25 protein-coding genes and 1 tRNA gene are annotated in these 22,732 nt (G+C 75.6%); 12 read left to right on the forward strand and 14 right to left on the reverse strand.

The genetic code is table 11. The features are described 5' to 3' along the window. Nucleotides 1-224: 224 nt before the first annotated feature. Both SK069_RS18330 and SK069_RS18335 read right to left on the reverse strand, forming a co-directional pair. Nucleotides 225-306: transfer RNA gene (locus SK069_RS18330), tRNA-Tyr, on the reverse strand. Nucleotides 307-589: 283 nt separating this feature from the next. Further along, nucleotides 590-1,741: a sigma-70 family RNA polymerase sigma factor gene (locus SK069_RS18335; RefSeq protein WP_319955710.1), complete on the reverse strand. Its 1,152-nt coding sequence runs from the start codon at nucleotides 1,739-1,741 to the stop codon at nucleotides 590-592. A gap of 361 nt (nucleotides 1,742-2,102) precedes the next feature. Between SK069_RS18335 and mptA the strand changes: the two genes are divergently transcribed. Beyond that, a complete protein-coding gene (gene mptA / locus SK069_RS18340; RefSeq protein WP_319955711.1) occupies nucleotides 2,103-3,107 on the forward strand; it encodes a GTP cyclohydrolase MptA in 1,005 nt (334 codons plus the stop codon). 7 nt (nucleotides 3,108-3,114) lie between these two features. Here mptA and SK069_RS18345 read toward each other — a convergent pair whose 3' ends face one another. The 5 genes from SK069_RS18345 to SK069_RS18365 all read right to left on the reverse strand — a co-directional run bounded on the left by SK069_RS18345 (nucleotide 3,115) and on the right by SK069_RS18365 (nucleotide 6,705). Further along, nucleotides 3,115-3,765: a TetR/AcrR family transcriptional regulator gene (locus tag SK069_RS18345; protein ID WP_319955712.1), complete on the reverse strand. Its 651-nt coding sequence runs from the start codon at nucleotides 3,763-3,765 to the stop codon at nucleotides 3,115-3,117. A 3-nt stretch (nucleotides 3,766-3,768) separates the two neighbouring features. After that, the gene (gene pgsA / locus SK069_RS18350; protein ID WP_319955713.1) at nucleotides 3,769-4,320 is read right to left on the reverse strand and encodes a CDP-diacylglycerol--glycerol-3-phosphate 3-phosphatidyltransferase; all 552 of its coding nucleotides are present in this window, start codon (nucleotides 4,318-4,320) and stop codon (nucleotides 3,769-3,771) included. 66 nt (nucleotides 4,321-4,386) lie between these two features. Beyond that, complete coding sequence (locus SK069_RS18355; RefSeq protein ID WP_319955714.1) at nucleotides 4,387-5,004, reverse strand: EamA family transporter; 618 nt, start codon at nucleotides 5,002-5,004, stop codon at nucleotides 4,387-4,389. 49 nt (nucleotides 5,005-5,053) lie between these two features. After that, a complete protein-coding gene (locus tag SK069_RS18360) occupies nucleotides 5,054-5,842 on the reverse strand; it encodes an ABC transporter permease (protein ID WP_319955715.1) in 789 nt (262 codons plus the stop codon). Continuing rightward, the gene (locus SK069_RS18365; RefSeq protein WP_319955716.1) at nucleotides 5,839-6,705 is read right to left on the reverse strand and encodes an ABC transporter ATP-binding protein; all 867 of its coding nucleotides are present in this window, start codon (nucleotides 6,703-6,705) and stop codon (nucleotides 5,839-5,841) included. Before SK069_RS18365 ends, SK069_RS18360 begins: the two co-directional genes overlap by 4 nt. A gap of 174 nt (nucleotides 6,706-6,879) precedes the next feature. Between SK069_RS18365 and SK069_RS18370 the strand changes: the two genes are divergently transcribed. Next, entirely contained in the window at nucleotides 6,880-7,497 is a 618-nt protein-coding gene (locus SK069_RS18370) for an ATP-dependent Clp protease proteolytic subunit (RefSeq protein ID WP_406628312.1), read from the forward strand. Between the two features lie 82 nt (nucleotides 7,498-7,579). On the opposite strand, the gene SK069_RS18375 is transcribed toward SK069_RS18370, so the two are convergent. Next, nucleotides 7,580-8,479, reverse strand: coding sequence for an alpha/beta hydrolase (locus SK069_RS18375; protein WP_319955717.1), 900 nt, complete (start codon nucleotides 8,477-8,479; stop codon nucleotides 7,580-7,582). Nucleotides 8,480-8,636: 157 nt separating this feature from the next. Here SK069_RS18375 and SK069_RS18380 point away from each other — a divergent pair, with 157 nt between their 5' ends. Further along, nucleotides 8,637-9,914, forward strand: coding sequence for a PucR family transcriptional regulator (locus SK069_RS18380; protein WP_319955718.1), 1,278 nt, complete (start codon nucleotides 8,637-8,639; stop codon nucleotides 9,912-9,914). 6 nt (nucleotides 9,915-9,920) lie between these two features. Here SK069_RS18380 and SK069_RS18385 read toward each other — a convergent pair whose 3' ends face one another. Together SK069_RS18385 and SK069_RS18390 are read right to left on the reverse strand one after the other, a co-directional pair. Then, on the reverse strand, nucleotides 9,921-11,465 hold the full coding sequence (locus SK069_RS18385; protein WP_319955719.1) for a flavin-containing monooxygenase: 1,545 nt from the start codon (nucleotides 11,463-11,465) through the stop codon (nucleotides 9,921-9,923). Between the two features lie 108 nt (nucleotides 11,466-11,573). Continuing rightward, on the reverse strand, nucleotides 11,574-12,377 hold the full coding sequence (locus tag SK069_RS18390) for a fumarylacetoacetate hydrolase family protein (RefSeq protein WP_319955720.1): 804 nt from the start codon (nucleotides 12,375-12,377) through the stop codon (nucleotides 11,574-11,576). Nucleotides 12,378-12,455: 78 nt separating this feature from the next. Here SK069_RS18390 and SK069_RS18395 point away from each other — a divergent pair, with 78 nt between their 5' ends. Further along, nucleotides 12,456-12,995 (forward strand): YqgE/AlgH family protein, encoded by a 540-nt coding sequence (locus tag SK069_RS18395; protein ID WP_319955721.1) that lies wholly within the window; start codon nucleotides 12,456-12,458, stop codon nucleotides 12,993-12,995. Here the strand turns inward: SK069_RS18395 and SK069_RS18400 are convergent. After that, nucleotides 12,988-13,326 (reverse strand): hypothetical protein, encoded by a 339-nt coding sequence (locus SK069_RS18400; protein ID WP_319955722.1) that lies wholly within the window; start codon nucleotides 13,324-13,326, stop codon nucleotides 12,988-12,990. The two genes, SK069_RS18395 and SK069_RS18400, sit on opposite strands and share 8 nt — an antisense overlap. A gap of 29 nt (nucleotides 13,327-13,355) precedes the next feature. Here SK069_RS18400 and SK069_RS18405 point away from each other — a divergent pair, with 29 nt between their 5' ends. The 6 genes from SK069_RS18405 to SK069_RS18430 all read left to right on the forward strand — a co-directional run bounded on the left by SK069_RS18405 (nucleotide 13,356) and on the right by SK069_RS18430 (nucleotide 16,849). Further along, entirely contained in the window at nucleotides 13,356-13,826 is a 471-nt protein-coding gene (locus tag SK069_RS18405) for a hypothetical protein (RefSeq protein ID WP_319955723.1), read from the forward strand. A 67-nt stretch (nucleotides 13,827-13,893) separates the two neighbouring features. Further along, nucleotides 13,894-14,628 (forward strand): hypothetical protein, encoded by a 735-nt coding sequence (locus SK069_RS18410; protein WP_319955724.1) that lies wholly within the window; start codon nucleotides 13,894-13,896, stop codon nucleotides 14,626-14,628. A gap of 65 nt (nucleotides 14,629-14,693) precedes the next feature. Next, nucleotides 14,694-15,215, forward strand: coding sequence for a hypothetical protein (locus SK069_RS18415; protein WP_319955725.1), 522 nt, complete (start codon nucleotides 14,694-14,696; stop codon nucleotides 15,213-15,215). Next, nucleotides 15,212-15,760 (forward strand): hypothetical protein, encoded by a 549-nt coding sequence (locus tag SK069_RS18420; RefSeq protein ID WP_319955726.1) that lies wholly within the window; start codon nucleotides 15,212-15,214, stop codon nucleotides 15,758-15,760. Before SK069_RS18415 ends, SK069_RS18420 begins: the two co-directional genes overlap by 4 nt. A gap of 10 nt (nucleotides 15,761-15,770) precedes the next feature. Further along, nucleotides 15,771-16,259 carry a hypothetical protein gene (locus SK069_RS18425; protein WP_319955727.1) on the forward strand — a complete coding sequence of 163 codons (489 nt, stop codon included), beginning with the start codon at nucleotides 15,771-15,773 and terminating at the stop codon, nucleotides 16,257-16,259. An 80-nt stretch (nucleotides 16,260-16,339) separates the two neighbouring features. Further along, nucleotides 16,340-16,849: a hypothetical protein gene (locus SK069_RS18430; RefSeq protein ID WP_319955728.1), complete on the forward strand. Its 510-nt coding sequence runs from the start codon at nucleotides 16,340-16,342 to the stop codon at nucleotides 16,847-16,849. Here the strand turns inward: SK069_RS18430 and SK069_RS18435 are convergent. Beyond that, nucleotides 16,846-17,940, reverse strand: a complete 1,095-nt coding sequence (locus tag SK069_RS18435) for a UDP-N-acetylmuramate dehydrogenase (protein WP_406628313.1) — start codon at nucleotides 17,938-17,940, stop codon at nucleotides 16,846-16,848. The two genes, SK069_RS18430 and SK069_RS18435, sit on opposite strands and share 4 nt — an antisense overlap. Before the next feature lie 243 nt (nucleotides 17,941-18,183). Between SK069_RS18435 and SK069_RS18440 the strand changes: the two genes are divergently transcribed. Next, nucleotides 18,184-18,708, forward strand: coding sequence for a hypothetical protein (locus SK069_RS18440; RefSeq protein WP_319955730.1), 525 nt, complete (start codon nucleotides 18,184-18,186; stop codon nucleotides 18,706-18,708). A gap of 112 nt (nucleotides 18,709-18,820) precedes the next feature. Here SK069_RS18440 and SK069_RS18445 read toward each other — a convergent pair whose 3' ends face one another. Beyond that, on the reverse strand, nucleotides 18,821-20,098 hold the full coding sequence (locus SK069_RS18445; RefSeq protein WP_406628314.1) for an acyl-CoA dehydrogenase family protein: 1,278 nt from the start codon (nucleotides 20,096-20,098) through the stop codon (nucleotides 18,821-18,823). A gap of 163 nt (nucleotides 20,099-20,261) precedes the next feature. Between SK069_RS18445 and SK069_RS18450 the strand changes: the two genes are divergently transcribed. Continuing rightward, complete coding sequence (locus tag SK069_RS18450; RefSeq protein WP_319955732.1) at nucleotides 20,262-20,954, forward strand: TetR/AcrR family transcriptional regulator; 693 nt, start codon at nucleotides 20,262-20,264, stop codon at nucleotides 20,952-20,954. 21 nt (nucleotides 20,955-20,975) lie between these two features. Here the strand turns inward: SK069_RS18450 and SK069_RS18455 are convergent, their stop codons facing one another. After that, a complete protein-coding gene (locus SK069_RS18455) occupies nucleotides 20,976-22,490 on the reverse strand; it encodes a zinc ribbon domain-containing protein (RefSeq protein WP_319955733.1) in 1,515 nt (504 codons plus the stop codon). Nucleotides 22,491-22,732 lie beyond the last annotated feature (242 nt).

Here is a 22,732-nt window from a genome sequence, read left to right on the forward strand (position 1 = left end):
TTCCCCCATGGCGCGCCCCGAGCCGGCCGGTCAGGCTGTCGTCGTCCCAGCCAGCGTTCCCCGACCGTCCCGCATGTCCGTCCTCGCCCTGCGCCTCATCGCGCCCGCCCGCCCGGCGCCCGCCGCCCGTCCCGCGGCGGCCGTCCCGTCGTCCCGTCCCGTCCCGTCCCCGCCGCGGTCCCAGAACGCGAACGACCGGCCCGAGGGCCGGTCGTTCGTCGAGGTGGGGGGAGCAGGATTCGAACCTGCGTAGGCAGAGCCAACGGGTTTACAGCCCGTCTCCTTTAACCACTCGGACATCCCCCCGAGCGGCGACCGATCCTAGCGAGGGACGGCGGACCGTGCCGTCCCGCCCGGCGGTCGCCGTGGGCGGCGGCGCCGCTCCGAGCGTCGCGGAGACCCGCGGCGCTCGGAGCGACGCCGACGCGACCGGACCGCCCCTCCCCAGGGCGGTCCGGTGGCCGGTGTCGCGTACGACGACCGGAGCGGGCCGACGGCCCGCTGGACCCTGCGACGTGCCGGCCCCGGACGCAGTTCCGGGGCCGCGAGTCGTCCGGCCGGTCCGCCTCCCCAGCGGGCCGGCGGCGCCTCAGACCGCGTCGCGGAGTCGCTGCGCCTCGGGCAGCGACTCGAGCTTCTTGAGCGTGTGGCTCTCGATCTGGCGGATGCGCTCGCGCGTGACGTCGAACGCCCGGCCGACCTCCTCCAGCGTGCACGGCTGGTCGCCGGTCAGGCCGAAGCGCATCTCGATGACCTCGCGCTCGCGCTTGGGCAGCGTCGAGAGCGCGCGGCGGACGTGCTCCTTGCGCAGCTGCTCGCTCGTGAGCTCGAAGGGCGACTCGGCGTCCTTGTCCTCCACGAAGTCGCCGAGCGAGGACTCCTCGTCCTCGCCGACCGGCTTCTCGAGCGAGATCGGCTGCTGCGAGATCCGCAGGATGTCGCGGACGTCGCGCGGGTCCATCTCGACCTCGGTCGCGATCTCCTCCGGCGACGGCTGGCGGCCCAGGGCCTGGACGAGCTGGCGCTCGACGTGCACGACCTTGTTGAGCTTCTCGACCATGTGGACCGGGATCCGGATCGTGCGGCCCTTGTCGGCGATCGCCCGGGTCACGGCCTGGCGGATCCACCAGGTCGCGTAGGTCGAGAACTTGTAGCCGCGGCGGTAGTCGAACTTCTCGACCGCGCGGATGAGGCCCAGCGAGCCCTCCTGGATGAGGTCGAGGAAGGAGAGGCCGCGCCCGAGGTACGCCTTGGCGATCGACACGACGAGGCGGAGGTTCGCCTCGATCATCGCCTGCTTGGCCTCGACGTCGCCGCGCTCGATGCGCTTGGCGAGCTGGACCTCCTGGTCGGCGGTCAGCAGCGCGACGCGGCCGATCGAGCGCAGGTACATGCGCAGCGAGTCGAGGCTGGGCTCGACGGTGAGGTCGATCTGCGGACGGCCCTTCGGCGCGCCCGGCTCGCGGTCCTTGCGGTTGCCGGCCTGCTCGAGCCGCTCGGCCTCGCTCGCCGCGCGGTCGGTCTGGTCGGCGGCGCCCTGGAGGACGTCGACCCCGAGCTCCTCGAGGTGAGCGTGCAGGTCGCGGACCTGCTCCTTCGTGACCTCGGCCTCCTCTAGCGCGCTCGCGATCTGGGCGACCGTGAGGAACCCGCGCTCCTGGCCCTCGGCGATCAGATTGCGCAGCTCCTCGATCTCCGTGATCGGGGAATCCTCGGTCAACAGGACCTCGTTGTCGCTCACGTCCGAACCTGCTCCTCGTCGGTTGCTGGACTGTCGTCGGCGACGCGCGTCGACGGCGGTGTTGCTGGTGCTGACTCCCCCGCGCTCCCCCAACACCCGTCCGGAGCGCTTGCCCCTGACACCGTGTCGATGGTGCGGCGGTCAGCAAGGTGTAGCACAGGATCCGCGCTTCGGTGACGGCCGTCACAGAAACCCCGATGCCACCGGGGGTTCGGGGCGGTGGCCGACGAGGATCGAACGAGCCGTTCGATCGCGCGCGAACGCGGACCGGGGCCCGGCGAGGGGTACCTTGTGGGGACCGCCGCTCCACCCGGAGCCCCCGGCGAGCCGCGCTCGCCGGCCCCCGACCCGCCCGTCGACGATGCCCACCACGCCCGTCCCGTCCGCCCTCGACGTCCAGGCCCAGCGCCCGACCGTCGCCGTCGCCCTCTCGCGCGTGGGCGTCGCCGGCGTGGAGAAGGTCATCCGCGTCGGCCGGCCGGGCGAGGAGCTGCCGTACCTCGCGACGTTCGAGACGGTCGTCGACCTCGGACCGCACCAGAAGGGCGCGCACATGTCGCGCTTCGAGGAGGTCGTCAACGAGGTCATCGCCGAGGAGATCGTCGGCGAGGGCGGCGGTCGCGCCGTCCGGGCGGAGCACCTCGCCCGCCGGGTCGCCGAGGCGATCCGCGAGCGCCAGGGCGCCCGCCGCGCCGAGGTCCGGCTGACGGCGCGCTACCCCGAGGACCGCACCGCGCCGGTCTCGGGCATCCGGACGCAGGAGATCTTCACCCTCCACGGGATCGCGGCGGCGACCGAGCACGGCTCGCGGACCGTCACCGGCGTCACCGCGCAGGGCATGACGGCCTGCCCGTGCGCGCAAGAGCACCTGCGGGACTCCTCGACCGGCCGCCTGCGGGACGCCGGCTTCGACGACGAGCAGATCGCGACCATCCTCGAGGCCGTCCCGGTCGCCACCCACAACCAGCGCGGCCTCGGCACGCTCCTCATCGGGCGGACCGAGGACTCCGAGGTCGACGTCGACGCGCTGGATCTCGTGCGGGTCGTGGAGGGCTCGATGAGCGCCGAGATCTACGAGCTCATGAAGCGCTCCGACGAGGGCACCGTCGTGGAGAAGGCCCACCGCAACCCGCGCTTCGTCGAGGACTGCGTGCGCGAGATGCTGCGGTCGACGCTCGAGCGCTTCGGCGGTCTCGCCGACGGGGCCTTCGTCCTGGCCAAGCAGGAGAACCTCGAGACGATCCACCAGCACGACGTCGTCGCCGAGCGCTACGGCACGCTCGGCGAGCTCCGGGCGGAGCTCGCCCGGGGCGAGGAGCCCGCGCAGCACACCTCGCTGCGCCAGTGGCTGGACGCCGCGCGCTGATCCGCGGTCAGGGCGCGTACGCCGCGAGCATCCGCCGCAGCGCGGCGCGGAACCGCGACTCCGCGGAGCCCTCGGCGAGCGCCGGCGCGACCCGGCGGAGGGCCGGGACCGACTCGTCCAGCGCCGCGTCCCAGCCGGCCGCGTAGCGCGCCTGGATCGCGTCGCCGGTGCCCGGCAGCGACGCGCCGAGCGTGTAGTACGCGACCGCGAGCACGAGGTCGACGGCGGCCACCTCGTCGAAGCCCGCGTCGAGCAGCAGGGCCACGAGGCGGTCGAAGTGGCGCCGGAAGTGCGGCCCGGAGACGGTCCGCTCCGCGACGAGCCGGGTGAGCGCCGGCTCCGCGACGAGGTGCTCGCGCATCGCGACGAAGAACGTCGCGAGCTCCTCCTCCCAGGGCCGTCCCGCGCGCGCCTCCGGCACGTCGGCCAGGACGGCGTCGGCGAGGAGCTCCAGCAGCTCGTCCTTGCCGGCGACGTGGCGGTAGAGCGCCCGGGGCGTGCAGCGCAGGCGCTCCGCGAGCAGGCGCATCGAGACCGCCTCGAGCCCGACCTCGGCGACGAGCTCGCGGGCCGCGGCCACGATCGCCTCGGGTCCGAGCGATCCGCGCGAGGGCGCCGGCCGCTGCGGGCGCCGGCCCGCCGGGGTCGTCCGCGCCATCGCTCAGGTCGCCGCGGTGGCGTCGCCGGACCGCATGGCCCGGCGCATCCCGAGGAAGTAGTCCGCGCCGCTCCAGAGCGTGATCGCCACCATCGCGTAGACGAGCGCGTCGAGCCAGCCGGGGGACGGGACGACGAGGATCAGCAGGAGGATCACGAGCATCTGGATCGCGGCCTTCCACTTGCCCAGCCACGCGGCGGCGATGACCTCTCCCTGGCGGGCGGCGAACGTCCGGGCGAGCTGGACGACGAGCTCGCGGCCGATGACGACGACCGCGACCCAGAGCGCGAGGCGGTCGAGGTGGACGAGCGCCACCATCGCGCCGCCCACCAGGAGCTTGTCGGCCAGGGGATCGGCGAGCTTCCCGAAGCTCGAGATCTGCTCGCTGCGCCGGGCCAGCCAGCCGTCGACGAAGTCGGTCGCCGAGGCGACGACGAACACCGCGGCCGCGACGTCGTCCCCCGTCTCCGTCCGCTCGAGCAGCGCGATGATGAACACCGGCACGAGCAGGATCCGCCCGACGGTCAGGACGTTGGGGACGTTCGCGGGCGGCACGGCGCCGGAAGTATGGCGCGCCCCGGGAGCGTCCGCACCACTGCGACGCCGCGGGCGTGCGGCCGGTCAGGGCTGCGGCCCGGCCGCGACCGCCCGCGCGGCGCGGACCGAGGCGCGCGTCGCGCCGACGCCCGCGGCGGTGACGAGCACGAGTCCCGCGAGGCCCAGCAGGCGCGGCTCCTGGTGCAGGACCGCGAGGCCGGCGAGCATCGCGACCCCCGGCTCGATCGCCATGAGGACCCCGAAGACCCCGGGGGCGATGTCCCGCAGGGCCAGCTGCTCGAGGGCGTAGGGGATCGCCGAGCCGGCGGTCGCGGCGACCAGTCCGACGAGCAGGACGTCGCCGCGCAGCAGCGCGTCGCCGCCCTGGACGACGCCGGGCACGAGCGCCACGAGCAGGGCCACGAGCATCGCCAGCGCGACGGGCTGCAGGCCGGGCAGCGCGGTGCTCGCCCGCGCGCCGAGCGGGATGTAGGCGCCCCAGCAGGCCGCCGCGCCGAGCAGCCACCCGACGCCGACGAGATCGGCGCCGCCGCTGCTCCACGGCTCGGTGAGCGCGAGCACGCCCGCGGCAGCGAGCAGGACCCAGAGGCGATCGGCCGGGCGACGCGCGAGCGCGGCACCGACCGTCAGCGGCCCGAGGAACTCGATCGCCACGGCGACGCCGAGGTCCACCCGGTCCACGCCGAGGTAGAAGCAGAGGTGGCGCTCACCGGTCGGCGCGGCGCGCCGCTCACGGCTTCAGCCGGTGCCCGGTGCGGAAGAGCCAGGCGCACCACGCGCTGAGCACGAGGGCGAGCGCGGCGATCACCGCGAGCGAGATCCCCACCGGCACGTCGGCCTGCCCCGAGAACCCGTAGCGGAACGCCTGCACGAGGTAGAAGATCGGGTTGACGTGGCTCACGACCTCCCACGCGTCGGGGAGGCGGTCGACGGAGTAGAAGACCCCGCCGAGGAAGCTCAGCGGCAGGATCACGAGCGTCGTGACGAACGCCATGAAGTCCCACGACCGCGCGTAGATCCCGGCGATCACGCCGAACTGCGCGAACGCGACGAGGACGAGCGCGCCGGCCACGACGAGCACGAGCGGGCGCTCGACGCCGATGCCCGTCATCGCGATCGCGGCCGCCGTGAGGAGGACGCCCGTGATGAGGCCGCGCACGACGCCGCCGATCGCGAGGCCGAGGTTCACCTCCCACCACCGCAGGGGGCTCGACAGGACGTCGTTGATGAACCGGTCCGAGCGCGCCTGGAAGACCGTCGAGCTGTTGTTCGAGAACGCGGCCGTGAGGACGGCCTGGACGACGAGCCCCGGCACGATGAACTGGTCGTACGGCACCCCGCCGACCGAGGCGATGCTGTCGCCGAGGGCCATGCCGAAGACGACGATGAACAGCAGCGACGAGACGCACGGCGCGACGATCGTCTGGACCCAGAGCTTCAGGAAGCGGACGATCTCGCGCTCGCAGAGCCAGACGACCCCGGGGCGCTCCTCGACGTAGGGCTCGGCGGCGGCGCTCACCGCGCCACCTCCTCGGCCGGCGTCATCGCCGCCGCGGCCTGCGCGTCCGCGCCGGTGGCCGCGATCCCGTCGGCCGCGGCCGCCGACATCGCCTTCGCGTAGACCTCGGCGATGTCGCGGGCGCCGTAGCGGGCGCGGAGCCCCGCCGCGCTGTCCCGGGCGACGATCCGCCCGCCACGGATGAGCGCGAGGTCCTCGCACAGCGCCTCGGCCTCCTCGAGGTAGTGCGTCGTGAGGAGGATCGTCGTGCCCTCGCGATGCAGGCGCCGCGTGTACTCCCAGAGCTCGCTGCGCAGCTCCACGTCCACGCCCGCGGTCGGCTCGTCGAGGATGAGCAGCCGGGGCCGGTGCATGAGCGCGCGGGCGAAGAGCAGGCGCCGGCGCATGCCACCCGACAGCGCGGGTGGGCGCACGTGGGCCTTCGCCGAGAGGTCGAAGACGTCCATGAGCTCCTTCGCGCGCGCCTTCGCGTTGCGGCGGGAGATCCCGAAGTAGCCGGCGTGGTAGACGAGCACCTCCTCGACGTCGAGGAAGCGGTCGAGGTTGATCTCCTGCTCCGCGAGCCCAACGAGCCGCCGCGCGTGGCGGGTCTCGTGCTCGTGGCCGAAGACCTCGATCCGGCCCGCGGTGGGACGCACGAGGTTGGTGATCGCACCGATCAGGGTCGTCTTCCCCGCCCCGTTGGGGCCGAGCAGCCCGAAGAAGCTGCCGGCGGGCACCTCGAGCGCGAGATCGCGCACCGCGGTGAAGCCGTCGGCGTAGGTCTTCGTGAAGCCGCTGACCCGCAGGGCCGGCGCGAGGGTCGCCGGGGACTCCGGGAGGGGGTGATGATCGGTGCGCTGGTCGATCGACGAGCGGCGCACCTCTCCGACTGTAGGGCAGCGTCCGTCGCTCCCGGCCGCGACGGGCGTTCGGCCCCGCGTCCGGCGCGGCGCGCCGGTCCCGTCCGCGAGCCGGCGCGGCGCGCCCGCCCCGCGCCGAGCGGCGTCCGTCCGCGGCGACCGGGGCGGGATCCGCCGGCCAGTAGGGTGTCCCGCATGCCTCTGGTTCCGGTCGTCGTCGAGCGCACCGCGCGTGGTGAGCGCGAGTACGACATCTTCAGCCGCCTCCTCAACGAGCGGATCATCTTCCTCGGGCAGCCGATCGACGACCAGATCGCGAACCTCGTCGTCGCGCAGCTGCTGCACCTCGCCTCGGACGACGAGGACAAGGACATCTCGCTCTACATCAACTCGCCGGGCGGCTCGGTCACCGCCGGCCTGGCGATCATGGACACGATGAACTTCGTGCGCCCGGACGTGCGCACGATCTGCGTCGGCATCGCGATGTCCGCCGGCTCGCTGCTGCTGGCCGCCGGCGCGAAGGGCAAGCGCTTCTCGCTCCCCAACAGCCGGATCCTCACCCACCAGCCGTCGGTGACGGGCTTCGAGGGGCAGGCCTCCGACATCGAGATCCACGCCCGCGAGCTCCTGAAGACGCGCTCGAAGCTCAACGAGATCTACGTGGGCCTCACCGGCCAGTCGCGCGAGACGATCGACCGCGACATGGAGCGCGACCGCTTCTTCAGCCCCGAGGAGGCCCGCGAGTACGGCCTCATCGACCGGGTCCTCGGCGCCGAGGACGAGGTCTCGCCGACCCCGTCCGACAAGGACTGACCGAGCACCGGCCGCGACCCCCGCACGGGGGTCCGCCACGCGGCCGCGCGCCCGCCGACCGGCGGGCGCGCCACGTTCCGGGTCAGCCGCGCTCGGCGGCCGCGACGAGATCGCGGCCGAGGCGCTCGAGCGCCTCGTCGGCCTCGCGCAGGGTGCCGGCCTGGAGCTGGAAGTCGTGCCAGAGGCCCTCGAGGCGCTCGTAGCTCACGGGGTGCCCGGCCTCGCGCGCCCGAGCCACGAGCGCGTCGCCATCGCCGACGACGACGTCGTCGGCGCCGGACTGGACCACGAGCGGGGGCAGGCCGTCCAGCGCGATGTCCTTCGGCGAGATCCCCGGCTCGGTGAGCCGCCGCCCGCCGGCGTAGGCGTCGGCGCTCTGCGAGAGCCAGCCGACGGACAGCAGCGGATCGCGGGACGCGTTCGCCGTCACCGTCGGCCCGCAGAGCGTCAGGTCGGTCCAGGGCGAGATGAGGCCGACCGCCGCCGGCAGGCCGACGCCCTCGTCGCGCAGCACGGCGAGCGTCGCCAGCGCGAGGCCGCCGCCGGCCGAGTCGCCCGCGAGGAGCAGGCGCGAGGGGCCGGTCGCGCCGGCGAGCTGCCGGTAGGCCGCGACCGCGTCCTCGAGCGCGGCCGGGAACGGGTGCTCCGGCGCGAGGCGGTAGTCGAGCAGGTGCACGTCCGCATCGGCGCCGAGCGCGAGGCCGGCCCCGAGCGCGCCGTGGCTGCGGGAGGACCCGGTCGTGTAGGCGCCGCCGTGGAGGTAGAGCACCGTCCGGCTGCCGCCGCCGACCGGCGAGACCCGCAGGGACGGCTGGCCGCCGAGCGTCGTGCGCTCGCGCTCGACCGGCCCCGGCGACGGCAGCAGGGCGCCGACGACGCTCAGGCCGGTCCGCTGGACCGCGAACGGGACCCGCGGGTGCAGCAGCGGCCGGACCCCGGCGCGGATGGTCGAGCGCAGGACGGTTCGGGGCAGGTAGGGCATCGCGGATCGAGCCTAGGCGCGCCCCCCGGGCCGTCGCGTGGGTCGTCGGCACCGTTCGCGGCGACGCGGCGGTGCCGCGGCCCCACCCCGAGGCGCGGTCCGTCGGTCGTCCGGACCGGCCGTCGCGCGGCCGGGCAGCCGGTAGGGTCGCCGCCGGATGCCTCCCCCGCCCGATCCCGCGCGCGCCGGTGGCGGCGCCGCCGATCCGCTGCCGCCCTGGGGGGCCCTGGTCGCGTCGCTCGTCGCCGACCCGGCGTGGTTCGACGCCGTCGTGGACACGGTCACCGAGGCGATCCACCGGCGCGTGCCGGACCTCGGCGGCGACGCCGATCTGCAGCGCGCCACGCGCGAGAGCGTCGCCGACAACCTGCGCCTCTTCGGCGCGATCGGCGAGCGGCGCGTCGATCCCGCGCGGATCGACCTGCCCGCGCTCGCCGTCGAGTACGCCCGGCGCCTCGCGCACCGGGGCGTGCCCCTGGACGCGCTCCTGCGGACCTACCAGACGGCGCACGCGACGGTCTGGCACATCTGGGTCGGGCTCGTGCGCGAGCGGCTGGACGACCCGGCGCTCGTCGGGCAGGCGCTCGCGGAGAGCGCCGAGGCGATGTTCGCGTTCATCGAGCTGCTCTCCGACCGGGCACGGGACGTCTTCCACGAGGAGCGCGAGCAGTGGACGCGCTCGAGCGCCGCCGTGCGGGCCGAGACCGTGCGCGCGCTGCTCGACGGCGGCGCGATCGACCTGACCACCGCCGGGGGCCGGCTGCGCTACGACCTGCGCCGGCACCACGTCGCCGTCGTGGCCTGGCCCGCCGGCCGCGAGGACGCCACGCAGGGCAGCGCGACGCTCGAGCGCGCGCTCACGGCCGCGCTCACCGGCCTCGGGACGGGGACCCCGCTCGTCGTCGCGCTCGAGGGCGCCGCGGCGTTCGGGTGGGTCGGCAGCAGCGCCGCTCCCGACGAGCCCGCGCTGCTGGCGGCGATCGCCGCCCGCGCCGGGCACGGCCCGCGGCTGGCGATCGGGACCGCCGGTCGCGATCTCGACGGCTTCCGGCGCAGTCACCGCGAGGCGCTGCACGCGCGGCGCGTCGCCGAGCTCCACGGCGGCGACCGCGCCGTCTGGCCCTACGGCGAGATCGCGGTCGAGGCGCTCGCGAGCGTCGAGCTCGACGGGGCCCGGGCGCTCGTCCGGCGCCGGCTGGGGCCGCTGCTGGCCCTGCCGGACCGCGACGAGCTCCTGCGGACCGCCCAGGTCCACCTGGAGGAGCAGAGCCGCCCGCGACGCGCGGCGCTGCGCCTGGACCTGCACGAGAACACCGTCGCCAACCGCGTGCGGCGGATCGAGCGCGCGCTCGGGCATCCCCTCGACGCGCACCCGACCGAGATCCTGCTCGCGTGCCGCCTGGCGCCGCTGGTGCTCGGCGACCGGTCGCGGTAGCCGGCGCTACGCCGGGACGGCGACGCGGTCCGGCGACGCGGGCGCCGTCGTCGGCGCGACCCAGGTGAAGTCGGCGGGATCGACCTGGCGGGTGCGGCGGCGGTACTCGAGCACCTGGGCCGGCCAGTTGTTCGCGTTGCGGCCGTTCGCGTCGACGTACCAGCTCTCGCAGCCGGTCTGCCAGACCGTCCGCGACAGTCGCTCCTGCGTCTCGCGGTCGAACGACTCGAGCACCTCGGGACGCACGTCCATCCAGCCGCCGCCCCGGGCGGCCAGCCGCTGCAGCGCGTCGACGACGTAGTTCGCCTGGCTCTCGATGACGTAGACGATCGATCCGGAACCGAGGTTCGTGTTCGGCCCGTAGACGAGGAACATGTTCGGGAAGCCCGAGACGGTGATCCCCAGGTGCGCGCGCTCGCCGGCGGCCCACTCGGCGCTCAGCTCGCGCCCGCCGCGGCCGACGATCTCCATCGGCGCGACGAAGTCCTTCGAGCGGAAGCCCGTCCCGTAGATGATGACGTCGGCCGGCCGCTCGACCCCGGACGTCGAGACGAGGCCGGTCGCGGTGACCTCGCGGACGGACTCCGGCACGACGTCGACGTTCGGGCGGACCATCGCGTCGTAGTAGTTCTCGCTGAAGAGGACGCGCTTGCAGCCGAACGCGTAGTCGGGCGTGAGGATCCGGCGCAGCTCGTCGTCGGCGACCTTGCTGCGGAGGTGGCGCAGGCACCAGCGACGGAACGGCTCGCTCGTGATCGGGTGGCGCACCATGCCGTAGGTCCCCGCCTCGCCGAAGGCGAACCAGCCGAGCCGCTCGAGCTTCTGGAGGATCGGCAGGCGGGCGAAGAGCCGGTGGTGCCGCTCGGCGTAGGTCGCCTGGAACCGCGGCAGGATGTAGGGCGCCGACCGCTGGTAGACGGTCAGCCGCTCGACCTGCGGCGCGATCCGCGGGATGAACTGGATCGCGCTGGCGCCCGTCCCGACGACCGCGACGTGCTTGCCGGAGAGGTCGACGTCGTGCCGCCAGCGGGCGCTGTGGAACGCCGTGCCGGTGAACCGGTCGATGCCGTCGATGGCCGGGTAGGCCGGCTCGCTGAGCTGCCCGCAGGCGGGGATGAGCACGTCGGCGTCGAACGCGCCGCGATCGGTCTCCAGCCGCCACCGGCCCTCGGCGTCGTCGAACACCGCGCGCTCGACGGTGGTCGACAGCTGCAGCCGGTCGCGCAGGCCGAAGCGGTCCACGCAGCCGTCGATGTACTCGAGGATCGCGGGCTGCTCGGAGTAGCGGTTCGGCCACTCGTGGTTCGGCGCGAAGGAGTACGAGTACAGCGGCGAGGGCACGTCGCACGCGGCGCCCGGGTACGTGTTGTCGCGCCAGACGCCGCCGACGCCATCGGCCCGGTCGAAGATCCGGAGGTTGCGGAAGCCCGCCTGCGCGAGGCGGATGGCGACGCCGATGCCGCCGAAGCCGGCGCCGATGATGGCGATCGACGGGCGCGGGCCGCCGGTCGCGGGCGTCGGGGCGGCGGGAGCGGGGCTGGTGGTCGACATCGCGTCTCGCATGATGCGCCCACGCCGCCCGGCGGTCCTGTGGCCGGCGCACAACGGCGACCGCTCCCGCATCCGTCCCGCCACACCCGGCCCGTCCGGGGCGGCGCGCTACGGGACGACCGCGTGGCGAATCGCGCCGAGGCCCTCGATCTCGACCCGGACGACCTGCCCCGGCTCGAGGTAGCGCGGAGGCCGCAGCCCGTGACCGACGCCGGCGGGGGTCCCCGTCAGGACGAGGTCGCCCGGGCGCAGGGTGATCGCCGCCCGCAGGTGGTCGACGATCCGCGGCACCCGGAACACCATGTCGGCCGTCGACGCGTCCTGGCGCGGCTCGTCGTCGACCCAGCTGCGGATCCGCAGGGCGTGCGGGTCGGGGACCTCGTCGGCGGTCGTGATCCAGGGTCCGAACGGGCACCAGCCGTCGCTGCCCTTCGCGCGCGTCCACTGCTCCTCGCTCGCCTGCAGATCGCGCGCGGAGACGTCGTCGGCCACGGCGTAGCCGGCGACGCCGACCTCGCCGCTCGGGAGGGTGCCGAGCACGACCGCCAGCTCCGCCTCGTAGTCCAGGCGGGTCGTGAGCCGCCCCCGCGAGACCGGGTCGTCCGGATGCCCGGCGGCCGTCGGCGGCATCGTGAAGACCAGCGGCTCGCCCGGTGCCTCGTTCCCGAGCTCGGCGGCGTGCGCGGCGTAGTTGCGCCCGACGCCGTAGAGCACCGGCGGCGGGTGGGGCATCCGCAGCTCGACCTCCGCCAGCGGCAGCACGGGGCCCGTCGCGGGCCGGCGGTCGCCGCTGCGCAGGCGGTCCAGCACGCTCTCGCCGTCGGCGAACGCCACGACGACGTCGTCGCGGATCTCGCCGCCGAGGACGGCGCCGGAGGGGTCGTCGCGTCGCCGGAAGCTCGCGAGGCGCATGCCCCGAGCGTACGCCCGCCGCGGCCGCGATCCCGGTGGTGGTGGAGGTCGGGCGCCCGGTCTGCCAGCATCAGGGGCGTGCCGCGCTGGCTCTCCGGCCACCTGCTCGTCGCGTCGCCCACGATCGGCGACCCGAGCTTCACGCGCACGGTCGTGCTGCTCGTCGACCACGACGAGGAGGGTGCGCTCGGCGTCGTGCTGAACCGCCCGACCACCACGGCGGTCGAGGTCGCGGTGCCCGACCTCTCGGGGCTCTTCTCGCCGGAGGACGTGGTCCACGACGGCGGACCGGTGCAGCCGGAGGCGCTGCTGACCGTCGCCGAGTTCCGCGATCCGGCGGACGCGGCGCTGCTCGTGCTCGGCCGCGTCGGCATGGTCCGGGGCGACGACGACGAGGCGCCGGACGTCGACCGGGCCCGCGCCTACGCCGGCTACGCGGGCTGGGCGCCGGGCCAGCTCGAGGAGGAGCTGGGACGCGGCGACTGGATCGCCCTGCCGGCCCGTCCGGACGACCTCTTCCTGCCGGAGGCCGAGGAGCTGTGGACCCGCGCGCTCGAGCGGCTCGGCGGGCCCTTCGCCCGCCTCGCGCACCCGCCCGAGGACCCGTCGGTCAACTGACGGCGGGCCCGGCGCCGGTGGCGCCGGCCTCCCCGGCGGGATCCTCGTCCTCGTCCGGGTCGTGGACCGCGCTGCCCTCGCTGACCGCGCGCGGCGCCGGGATCCGCGCGGCCAGCCCATCGCGCCGCTGCCGCAGCGGGCCGGCGAGCGCCGCCAGGCGCGGGCGCGCCTCCTCCGGCAGGTCCCGGTAGGCGCCCCGCAGCTCCTCCAGCACGCGGTCGGCGTCGTCCAGCGCGTCGCGCGCCGACGTCCAGGCCTGCTCCTCGGTCGCCTCCTCCCCGCGCGAGAGCGCGGCGGAGGCGTCGGCGAGGCGTTCGAGCGGCAGCCGCATGGCGCCAGCGTAGGCGTAGGGTGTCCGGCATGCCCGCCCGCCGCACCGCCGCCGCGCTCTCCGCGGCGCTCGCGATGACCCTCGCGGGGTGCGGCGACGACGCCGACCCGACGGCGTTCGCGGCCGCCACCGACCGGACGTGCCGGGACGTGGCCGCGGCGGTCACGACGCTGCGCGAGGAGCTCGTGCGGGGGGACGGCGACTCCGTCAGCGCCGCGCTGCGCACCGCCGTGGACCGGTACGCGCAGCGGGTCGACCGCGCGGCGTCCACGCTCGCCGACGCGCAGGCGCCCGACGACGACCGCGACTTCCGCGACGGGGCGGTCGGCGCCCTGCGCGAGCACGCCGCGACGCTGCGCCGGGCGGCCCGTCAGGCCGCGTCGGGCACGCTGCCCACCGCACTGGCCCAGCAGCTCGAGCGCACCGGTCCCGCCGCGCTGCCCGAGATCCCCGACGGGATCCTCGAGAGCGCGCCGGCCTGCCGGGCCGCCGTCCGCTGACCGCGGCCCGTCGCGCGCGGCGCCGCCCGGCGCACCGCGACGTCGCGCGGCGGTACCCTGAGCGGCCGTGCTGCGGTCCCGACCGACCCCGCTCCTGCGCGCCGGCCTCGCCCTGGCGGCGACGAGCTGCGCCCTGACCCTCGCCGCGTGCGGCGGCGCCGGGTACGGCGAGCCGGTCGCCGGCGGCGACGGCGCCGCCCCGGTCGCCGGGGCGACGGTCCCGCAGGACGGCGCGACCGGCGGCTCCACGGACGGGCAGACCCGGACGACGACGCGCACGAGCTCGTCGCGCAGCACGTCGACGACGACCCGCTCGACGCCGTCCGCCGGCGGCGGGGACGGCGGTGGCGACGGCGGCTCCACGGGCCGGACCGGCGGCGGCCCGACGATCGCGTCCTACTCGAGCGCCGTGAACGGCTTCTGCCAGCAGTTCACGAGCGCCGGGCAGGCGTACAACCAGGCGTTCCAGGAGCTCGCCTCCGGCGGGGACACGAGCTCCGCCGGCGCCCGCAAGCTCCTCGGGCAGGCGACCGTCGCGTTCAGCGACGGGCTCAAGGGCGCGGCGTCGGCCCTGCGCAAGGGCACCCCGCCGGCGAGCCAGCGCGGCTTCCACACCCGGACCCTCAGCGCGCTGGACAGCATCACGTCGGCCATCGGCGGCTCGCGGTCGCAGCTGCTCGCCGGCGACACCGCCGCCCTGGGCCGCGTGGCGACGAAGGTCCAGGCCAGCGGCGCGGCCGGCGTGAAGGTCCCCGCGGCGATCGCCTCCCGAGCGCCCGCGTGCAAGGCGTTCGCGGGCTGAAGCCCGACGACGGGCGGCCGGCGGGCGCCGGGCGCCTGCGCGACCGGCCCCGTACGATCCGGCGCATGCCCGCCGCCCCCCTCGGGCGCGCGCTGCGCGCCGGCCTCCCGGTGCTCGCCGTCATCGCCGTGCTCGCCGGCTGCGGCGGGGACGACGACCGCTACGCCGACGCCTGGAGCGCGAGCTGCCGCGCGCTGGAGGACGGCGCCCGCGAGCTCCAGCAGGCGCTCGTGAGCGCCGCCGACCAGACGCCGGACACCGGCGACGCGGCCGCCCGCTCCGCGCTGCCCGCCGCGGTCGTCGGCCGCGAGGCCGGCCCGGCCGCCGAGCGGTTCTCCCGCGCCGTGGCGACCGAGCTGCGGCAGGTGCGCGAGGTCGCGCCGCCCGACGGCCTCCGCGCCTGGCACCGCGCCGCGATCGCGGACCTCGAGCGCCAGGCGCGCGTCGTCGCCGACGGCGCGGACCGCGTCCGCCGCGGGGACGCCGCGGGTCTCGCCGCGCTCGCGCTCGGCGGGGTCGGCCCGGCGCGCGCCGACGCGCCGGCCGTGCTGCGGGACGAGACGCCCGACTGCACCGCGCTGCGGTGAGCCGGCGGCGCCGGATCGCGGCCGCCGTCGCGTCCGTGCTCGTGCTCGTCGCGATCGCGACCGTCGCGCTCGTCGCGGGCGGCGGCGATCCGGCCGCACCGCCGCCCGACCGGGGTCCCGAGGCGCGCGCCGCCGCGCGCTACGCCGCGACCTGGACCGGCGTCTGTCGCGACCTGCGCACCGGCGCCGCGGCCGCCGCCCGGCGCCTCGACCGACGGTCGGTCCTCCGCTGGCTGGCCAGCGCGGAGCGGACCCTCGCGCGGATCGACGCCGCCCGTCCGCCCCGGGCCTGGTCGACGTACCACCGCGAGGCGGTGCGGGCGCTCGCCGAGGCCCGGCGCCGGATCGTCGCCGCCCGGGAGCGGCTGCGCGGCGACGCGGCCGCGGACCCCGCCGCGGCGCTCGATCTCGGCGGCCTGCGGACCCCGCCGGCGCCCGACGAGCTGCGTCGCCGGACGCCGGCGTGCGGCACCCCGACCGCGCCCGGCGGAGCGGCCACGCGCCCGACGACGGCCGTCCCCGCACCCGCCCGCACCGCGCCGTAGCATCGCCGCCGTGCGGCGCCTCTCCTCCTTCCTGCTCCTCCTCGTCCTCGGCGCGACCCTCGCCGCGTGCGGCGACGACGCGGACTCGGGCGGCGACGCCCGGACCGCCTACGTCCGGACGTGGGACCGCGGCTGCCGCGACCTCAAGGCCGCGCAGCAGGAGTTCATCGCCGCGATCCGGCAGGGAGCGACGGGCACGACGCCGACGACCACGACGACCGTCCCCCGCGCGGTCCAGGAGCCGGTGCTCGCGCTCGCCGAGCGCCGCGAGCGCGTGCTGCGGACGCTGCGCAGCGCCCGGGCGCCCGACGAGTTCGCCGCGTTCCAGCGCGAGATGGGGACGGCGATCGACGCCGGGCTGCGGCAGATCGACCAGATCCGCGACCGCGTGACCTCGGGCGCCGTCGGCGGCGCCGCCGAGACCCCCGTCCGCTTCCCCGAGCTGCCCAACGAGCTGGCCGCCGAGGCGGAGAGCTGCCAGGGCGGCGGCGGGCTCTGAGCGTCGGGCGGACCGGCCCCGCGGCGCCCCGCGGGGCACGAGTGCCTCTCCGAGCGGGTCGGTCGCGTATGGTCCCGCTCATGCCTTCCTCCCGCATGCACCGGGCCGTCGGACTCCTCGCCGCTGTCTCGCTCGCCACCGGCCTCGCCGCCTGTGGCGGGGACTCCGGCGGCAGCGAGGACGACTACGCGAAGGTCTGGAACACCGCCTGCACCGACCTCACGAAGGCCCAGACGACGCTCCAGAGCGACCTCGTCGCCCTCCAGGGCAAGTTCAAGGCCAACCAGGAGAAGCAGGCGCTGCAGGCCGCCGGCAAGCCCGTCTCGAGCTACATCTCGACGATGGAGACGGTCCTCAAGCGGATCGACGACGCCGATGCCCCCGACTCGTGGAAGAAGTTCGACGAGGGCGTGACGGGCAACATCTCGAAGATCAGCGAGGCCTTCGACAAGGCCAAGAGCGCCCTCGCCCAGGGCGACGCGAAGGGCTTCCAGGCCGCGTTCTCCAGCAGCGACCTGCAGAAGCTCAACGGCAGCGTCGAGGCGCCGCAGGGCCTGAAGGACAAGGCCCCCGCCTGCTCGGCGCTCTAGCGCCGTCCGTCCCGGTCGGCGTCCCAGCGGGCGCCGACGAGCACCGGCTCGGGGTGCAGCTGCACCCCGAACGCCGCCCGCACCCCGTCGGCCACCTCGTGCGCGAGCGCGAGCAGGTCGTCGGTGGTCCCGCCGCGGCTCGTGAGCGCGAGCGCGTGCTTCGACGAGATCGCCGCACCGGGGCGCGCGTGACCGCGCCCGAAGCCGGCCCGGTCGATGAGCCACGCGGCCGAGCTCTTCCACCGTCCGTCGCCCGCCGGATGCCGCGGCGGCGCCACGTCGGCGCCCAGCCGCTCGGCCACCCGGCGCTCGAGCGCGGCGAACGCCTCCGCGTCGAGGATCGGGTTCGTGAAGAACGAGCCGGCCGAGCGCGTGTCCGGATCGCCCGGGTCGAGCACCATCCCCTTGCCGCGTCGCAGCGCGAGCACCGCGTCGCGCGCCTCCGCCGCCGGGACGCGCTCGCCGACCGCGACGCCGAGCGTCGCGGCGAGCTCCGCGTAGCGGATCGGGGCGCTGCGCTCGTCGCGCGGCAGCCGGAACGTCACGGCGAGCACGACGTATCGCGCCCGGCCCTTGAACGCGCTGTCGCGGTAGGCGAACCCGCAGGCCTCCGCCGGGAGCTCGCGGACCTCGCCGGTGCGCCGGTCGAGGACCCGCACCGCGACGATCGTGTCGGCGACCTCCTGGCCGTACGCGCCGACGTTCTGGATCGGGGTCGCCCCGGTCGCGCCCGGGATGCCGGAGAGGCACTCGATCCCGGCCAGTCCGTCGGCGACGGCGCTCGCGACGACCGCGTCCCACGACGCGCCGGCGGCCACCGTGCGGTCGACCGTCGGACGACCGTCGCGCTCCGGGCCGTCGACGTCGGTCGTCCCGGCGGTCCGCACGACGACGACGTCGCCGGGCAGCGGGTCGTCGGCGACGACGAGGTTGCTGCCGCCGCCGACGAGGAGCAGCGGTCGCTGCTCGCGGTCCGCGTCGGTGACCGCGTCCACGAGCGCGTCCTCGTCGCGCGCCACGAGGACGCGCTCGGCCGGGCCGCCCAGGCCGAGCGTCGTCAGGCGCGCGAGCGGCACGTCGCGCCCCGCCACGGCGTCGGGCAGGCCGGGAACGGGCGGCGTGGCGGCGTCGCGAGGCACCCGTGCAGGGTACGACCGTTCCCCGTGCGCGCGCGGTCGCCTGCGGTCGGCGGGGGCGCGCGGGACGACCCCGCGCCCGGAGATGGCGCGAGGACGCGCTCCTGGCGGGTCGCCACGCCTCCGGACGTCGTCGGCGCCGCCGCGTGGCGCGATCGATCCCCCCTGGCGCCATCCGGCCAGTAGGGTGGCGCCCCTATGCGCGCGTACAGCCGTCTCTCCGTCCCTGCGATCGCCGCGGTCGCGGCCCTCGCCTTCTCCGGCTGCGGGGGCGACGACGGAGGCAACGAGGCCGACTACGTCAAGACCTACGAGACCGCCTGCAAGGCCGTCAACGACGAGGTCGCGGCGCTCCAGAAGTCGGTGACGGACGCCGCGAAGGCGGCCGGCTCGGACCAGACGAAGATCGTCCCGGCGATGAAGTCCGGCATGACGAAGCTCTTCGACACGTTCGGCACGCAGATCAAGGCGATGGCCGACGCCGACGCGCCGAAGGAGTTCGAGAAGTTCCAGGACTCGGTCGAGAAGGGCTCCGAGCAGGTCCAGAAGGGGATCACGCAGGTGAAGTCCCAGATCGCGAAGGCGAACACGCCGCAGCAGCTCGGCTCGGTGCTCCAGAACATCCAGTCGCTCGACTTCGGCTCCAGCGAGCCGCTGCCGAAGGCCCTGGGCGAGAAGGCACCGTCCTGCAAGAGCCTGGGCGGCAGCTCGACCGCGAGCTGACCCGCGGTCGCGCCCGCGCCGCGCGCGGGCGGCCGGAACGCACGAAGGGCGCCCACCGGGCGCCCTTCGTCGTCTTCGGGGGCGGCGGCGACCGCGCGGGCCGCGCAGGCCGCTACGGGACGCGGATGCCCGAGATCGTGCGCGCGATGACGAGCTGCTGGATCTCGGAGGTCCCCTCGAAGATCGTCATGATCTTCGAGTCGCGGTGGAACCGCTCGACGGGGTACTCGCGGGTGTAGCCGTTGCCGCCGAGGATCTGGATCGCCTCCTCGGTGATCCGGACGCCCGCCTCGGAGGCCTTGTACTTCGCCATCGAGCCCTCGGCGTTCTCGAACGGGATCGGCTTGCCGCGCAGCGTGCCGGCGCCCATCCAGGCGGCGCGGTGCACGAGCAGCCGGGCGGCGTCGAGCTCGGTCTTCATGTTCGCGAGCTTGAACGCGATCGCCTGGTTCTCGATGATCTTGCGCCCGAACTGCTCGCGCTCCTTCGCGTAGTCCAGCGCGTACTCGTAGGCGGCGCGGGCGATGCCGATCGCCATCGCGCCGACGGCCGGCCGCGAGGCCTCGAACGTCGCCATCGAGGCGTTGCCCTTGGAGCGCTTGCCCTCGCGGACCTTCGCCAGGCGAGCGTCGAGCTTCTCCTTGCCGCCGAGCAGGTAGCGGCCCGGGACGCGGGCGTCGTCGAGGTTGACGTCGGCCGTGTGCGAGGCGCGGATGCCGTGCTTCTTCACCTTCGCGCCCTGCGAGATGCCCTTCACCTCGCTCTTGGGCACGACGAACGCGGCGTGCCCGCGGGAGCCCAGCGACGGGTCCACCGACGCGATCACGACGTGGACGTCGGCGATGCCGCCGTTCGTCGCCCACGACTTCGAGCCGTTGATGACCCACTCGTCGGTGGCCTCGTCGTACTTCGCCGTCGTGCGGACGTTCGAGACGTCCGAGCCGGCGTTCGGCTCCGAGGAGCAGAAGGCCGCGACCTGCGGGTCCTCCGGCGTGCCGTAGCAGCGCGGCAGCCACTCGTTGATCTGCTCGGGCGTGCCCTGGCCGAAGATCGCCGAGACGGCGAGGCCCGTGCCCTGGAGCGCCATGCCGATGCCGGCGTCGCCCCAGAAGATCTCCTCGAGGAAGATCGGCGTCAGCAGGCCGGACGGGTCGATGAACATCGACAGCGTGCCGTCGAGGCCGTAGAGGCCGATCTGCGCGGCCTCCTTGACGATCGGCCAGGGGAACTCCTCGCGCTCGTCCCACTCCGCGCCGGCCGGCCGGATGGTGTGCTCGGCGAAGTCGTGGACCCAGGCCTGCAGCTCGCGCTGCTCCTCGTTGAGCTCGAGGTTGAAGGTCGTCCACTCGGGCTTCATCCGCTCCTGCGCGAGCTCGCCCGCGAGAGCCATGACGTCGACGCCGGTCGTGCTGCTCATGGTGGTGGTTCCCGTTGCTGGTGATGGAGAGAGGGCCAGTCCGGCGGCCGCGCCGCGGTGCCGGTCGGACGACCGGGGGGTCGTCGTGGAACGAAAGTGTAACTGAGAGTTACAACTCGTCTACGATCAATCGCCCATGACCACCGCGGACCCCCCTGCCCGACGCTCCGGCGCCGCCGCCCGCCGCCGTGATCGGGAGCGCGAGATCCTCGCCGCGACGAAGGCGCTCCTGGACCGCAGCGAGGGCCGCGACGTGCAGATCGAGGACGTCGCCCGCGAGGCGGGGCTGAACCGCGCGATCATCTACCGCCACTTCTCCGGCAAGGAGGAGCTGCTCGCGCTGACGATCGTGAGCTACGTCGACGACCTGCTCGAGCGGTTCGCGGCACTGCTTGAGGACGAGTCGACGACCGAGGGGCTGCTGCGGCTGACCGAGGCGTTCTTCGACTTCTGCCTCGAGCACCCCGCGTTCGTCGACGTCGCGCTCTCCATGCTCCGCCAGCCCGGCACGGTCCTGCTCGAGCAGATCGACGAGGGCGCGATGCTCCGAATGGGCCGGGCGGTGGCCGAGGCCCTGCACCGGCCCGTCGCCCTGCTGCGCCAGGGCGAGGCGACCGGCGAGTTCCGCGTCGAGGACGCCGACTACGCGGCCAACGCGATGTACGTGCAGATCCTGGGCCTCGCCCACCTCGCGCGCGTCGGCAACGGCATCCGCGAGCTGCCGGGCGGCCTGCCCTGGTTCTTCCCGATCGCGGGCGATCAGGTCCGCGAGACCGTCCGCCGCCTCGTCGTCGCGTCGCTCGGCGCGAGCGCCGCGGCGGCGGGCTGACGGCGCCGCGCCGCGGCCGCGCTAGAAGTCCGCCGACAGCGGCGACAGGTCGGCGGCCTGGCGCGCCGGCGCGATCGAGGCGAGGAACGCCGCGCGCGCGTCGTTCTCGCGCTCGGAGTCACCCCGGACGGCCGTCAGGCAGCGCTCCGCCTTCGCGACCGCCTCGCCGTCCTCGTCGAGGCACGACACGAGCGTCGTGGCCGAGCGGCCGGCGGCCTCGAAGGCCGCCGCGAGCTTCGCGACGATCGACTGCTGGTTCTCCTGCCGAGCCGTCACGCCCCGCGCCGCCGCCGCGCCGGCCGGGCGCTGCTCGGCGACCTGCTGCAGGAGCTTGTCGGCCTCGCGCACCGCGGCGCCCGCGTCGCGGGGAGCCTCGCCCGGGCCGTCGTACGTCGTCGCGCCGTCGCGGGCGGCGCGCAGCAGCGCGAACGCGCGGCGGGTCGCGTCGAGCGCGGGCCGCTGGTCGCCGAGGACGGTGTCGATCGCCGCGAGGAACGGCGACGTCGTCGGCGACGCGGCGCGGCTGCTGCCGCCGCCCCCGGCCGAGCGACGCGCCGCGCGCACGGCGATGCCGAGCTCGCGCGTGCCGTCGATCGCCCCATCGATCTCGACCTCGTCGGAGATCGTCCGCAACGCGGCGGCGGCTCCGGCGGAGGCGGAGCCGAGCTCGGAGAGCTGGTCGCTGCGGACGTCGCGCAGCACCGCGACGACGGTCGCGAGGTACCGCAGGTCGGAGGTCAGCGCCGCGCGGGCGCGCGTGACGCGCCCCTCGTCGCCGTCGGGCACGTCGAGCCGGTCGAGGCCGTCGCGGGCCGCGGTCACCCCGTCCAGCGCACGCTGCGCGCGGGCGAGGACCGGCGGCGTCGCGTCGCCCGGCTTCAGCGCGGTGAGCGTCGCGGAGAGCTCGCGGTTGGCGTCCACGGCGATCTCGAGCTGCTGCTCCAGATCGCGGTCGAACGCGGCCGTCGGATCGTGGAGGACCGCGAGCCACGCCACGACGCCGACGATCGCGGCGACGATCGCCGGGACGACGAGGCGCACGAGCATCGGCGCGTTGCGCCGGGTCCGCGAGAGCCGGACGGCGGCGTCCTCCCCCGAGCGCACGAGGGGGGTCCCGCAGCGCGGGCAGTAGCGCGAGCCGAGCGGCACGCGCGCGTCGCAGCGCAGGCAGCCGATGACGGGCGGGGCGGCCTCGTCGTCCGGCTCGAGATCCTCGCCGTCGGAGCCCAGCTCGCCCCTGGGCTCCTCGTCGGAGCCCTCCTCGTCGCCGACGGGATCGCCGGCCTCGGGCTCGCCGTCCTCGTCCTCCGGCTCGGGCTCGCCGTCGCCGCCGCCGGTCCCGCGGTCGTCCGCCGGATCGTCGCCGTCGGGAGGACCGCCGCCGGCGTCGGCGCCCGTCAGCCCCTCGGCGCCCTCGGGCGCGTCCTCCGACGCGACGGCGGGGCGCTCGGACGCCTCGTCGCCCGACGAGCGCACGAGCTCCTCGTCGCCGGTGTCGGCGCGCTCGGCGTCGCGGTCGGTCGAGGTGTCGCTCATCTGGGTCGCAGCGGGAGGGGACGGCGGTGGACGGGCCCGGCGGGGCGCCGGGCGCCCGTCACGAGCGCCCATCATGCGCAGATTGCCCGTCGCGTGCGTCGTTCCTGCCCCGAGGACGACATCGACGCGGGACTGCGCGAGAATGCCGGAGGGCCCGGACGTCCCCGCGCGAGGGCCGCGCGAGGGCGGCAGTCACGGCCGCGGCGGGTCGGCTACCCTATCCGGCTCGTGACTTTCGGAGC

The organism is Patulibacter brassicae (assembly GCF_033949425.1).
GTDB classification, from domain to species: Bacteria; Actinomycetota; Thermoleophilia; order Solirubrobacterales; family Solirubrobacteraceae; genus Patulibacter; species Patulibacter brassicae.